Source organism: Bartonella sp. AD328YNZD (assembly GCF_042196425.1).
Genome location: NZ_JBHIQG010000417.1, coordinates 1 through 1,869 on the forward strand (window position 1 = coordinate 1; position 1,869 = coordinate 1,869).

4 protein-coding genes are annotated in these 1,869 nt (G+C 36.3%); 1 reads left to right on the forward strand and 3 read right to left on the reverse strand.

All coding sequences use genetic code 11. The annotated features are described in order from the left end of the window. Window positions 1–211 precede the first annotated feature (211 nt). Genes ACFIO3_RS12395 through ACFIO3_RS12405 form a run of 3 tightly spaced genes read right to left on the reverse strand, consistent with a single transcriptional unit; the run spans window position 212 to window position 1,186 of the window. On the reverse strand, window positions 212–430 hold the full coding sequence (locus tag ACFIO3_RS12395) for a hypothetical protein (protein WP_375607549.1): 219 nt from the start codon (window positions 428–430) through the stop codon (window positions 212–214). 8 nt (window positions 431–438) lie between these two features. After that, on the reverse strand, window positions 439–936 hold the full coding sequence (locus tag ACFIO3_RS12400) for a hypothetical protein (RefSeq protein WP_375607548.1): 498 nt from the start codon (window positions 934–936) through the stop codon (window positions 439–441). Window positions 937–946: 10 nt separating this feature from the next. Continuing rightward, window positions 947–1,186 (reverse strand): helix-turn-helix domain-containing protein, encoded by a 240-nt coding sequence (locus ACFIO3_RS12405; RefSeq protein ID WP_375607547.1) that lies wholly within the window; start codon window positions 1,184–1,186, stop codon window positions 947–949. 87 nt (window positions 1,187–1,273) lie between these two features. On the opposite strand from ACFIO3_RS12405, the gene ACFIO3_RS12410 reads away from it, so the two are divergent. Continuing rightward, window positions 1,274–1,627: an XRE family transcriptional regulator gene (locus ACFIO3_RS12410; protein WP_375607546.1), complete on the forward strand. Its 354-nt coding sequence runs from the start codon at window positions 1,274–1,276 to the stop codon at window positions 1,625–1,627. Window positions 1,628–1,869: the final 242 nt, after the last annotated feature.

The following is a 1,869-nucleotide window of genomic DNA, read 5'->3' on the forward strand; positions in this document are numbered from 1 at the left end:
AGCCATTGCTTAAAACGCAAGTAACGCATTCCACCGCCTTCAAAACGGCGCGATTGAAAATTCACGGTACCACTGAACATGTCACCACTTGCACCACGTATCGCCCACCCCATCTTCGTACCTAGATCAAAACAAAGAATCGTGTTACTCACCTCGCATCTCCATACAAAACGTATTTTATAGGGATATTTTTCCACCCAGAAAAAATGCTTCAAACTAAGTTTTGACCAGAATTTTTGCTATCTTTTGAAGAAGAGAAAATGTTAGAAGGAGATAATTTTTGAATTATCTGTTCTTGCCTCCATATTTTTTCATTTTTCCTAATTATTTCCTTTTTAACTATTTGTAATTCTTTATAAAATAGATAAAGTTGTACCGCTAATTGAATATTGACCGCCATAGAAATGTAAACTGCCATTGTTGATGCCATCTCTCTCCTCACTTACTTTTCTTCTTATTCTTATGAGGCGGCGCTTTTACTGCTTCATCACGCGGCTTAAGCTCTTGCTTCAGTTGTTTAATTTCCTTGTCACGTTCTTCAATTTCCTCGTCGTCACGTTCTTCTATCTTTTGTTTAAGTTCTTTAATTTCCGTATCACGTGATTGCACATCTGCTTCGAGTGTCCGTATCTTTTCACTTTTCCGTTTAAAATCTTCTCGGTACGCATCTATCTTTTGTTTTAGTTCTTCAATCTCTTGCTTCAGTTCTTTAATTTCCTTGTCACGTTCTTCAAGATCCGCATCACATTCATCAATTGTCTGCTTGCTTTCCTTTAAATACCTAAACTCATTCTCTTTCATTTTTTTCTTAATATCTTGAACCTGCTCTTTAAGTGCTTTAACTTGATCGCGATAATGCAATGCAATACGAAACATCACTCCGCTTAAGAGCAAAACTGAAACCACTGCTATCCATAAAATTTCATTCGAACTCATTTTGATCTCCTTAATGCTGCAATCTATCGACCTTCTGATCAACAACGCAGCTCTTGCAAATTTTCGACATTGAGGGGTGTTGCTCTTGATCGCATAAAGATTTTAAAAGATAAGCCACTGCTCCTCTTGAAGGAACACCATATTTTTCCCAACGCCATACTGTTGATTTGTTAACGCCTAATAACGCTGCCATTTCGTCCAGCGTCAGATTAAGGCGTTTGCGTATTTTTTTTGCTTCTATCTTATTCATAAAATTAAGTGTGCAATGTGCACAGAAAAAAGTCAAGTCGAAAAGCACACATAATATGTGCATTATGAATGGAAAGGAGTTGTCAGAATGCAAGAACAAAAACCCGACCAAGCTATACGCTTAACAGAAGCAAGAATTGCCAAAGGATTTAAATCTGCCCGAGCCGCAGCTCAATATTACGGCTGGCCATATTACACTTATATACAACATGAACAAGGAGTTCGCGGCATCAATAAAGCCGCAAGTCGATACGCAAAAGCTTTTAACGTAAGTACAGGTTGGTTATTGACTGGTGAAGGACAGGGTATAAAAACAAAATCTACAACTGCTCTTTCAGACCGCGAACTTCAAGAAGAAGTTTTTAACGCTCTAAAAAATATATCTCCTGAAAAAAAACAGTGGATTCTTCGCATTTTAGATACTTTAAAAGACGAAGAATAATAATTAACCTTCTTTTTTTATCTATACTAAGCTTATTCACTGCCTCCATTATAAGGTTATCAATATCATCCATTTTATATATCCCAAAATAATATAACACTCACTAAATATGTTCATGTTGCACATTTTATTGTTGACATATGTGCAATATGCGCATACATATGTTCCATATCTTAGAAAATAACTTTTGCCAATAGGCTGTATGGAGGCATTTGTGAATAAACCAGTGTTTATAAATTCTG

Excerpts from the sequence above, each read along its gene's own strand:
- ACFIO3_RS12395 (WP_375607549.1), bottom strand. The coding sequence starts at position 430 with ATGGCATCAACAATGGCAGTTTACATTTCTATGGCGGTCAATATTCAA.
- ACFIO3_RS12400 (WP_375607548.1), bottom strand. The coding sequence starts at position 936 with ATGAGTTCGAATGAAATTTTATGGATAGCAGTGGTTTCAGTTTTGCTC.
- ACFIO3_RS12405 (WP_375607547.1), bottom strand. The coding sequence starts at position 1,186 with ATGAATAAGATAGAAGCAAAAAAAATACGCAAACGCCTTAATCTGACG.
- ACFIO3_RS12410 (WP_375607546.1), top strand. The coding sequence starts at position 1,274 with ATGCAAGAACAAAAACCCGACCAAGCTATACGCTTAACAGAAGCAAGA.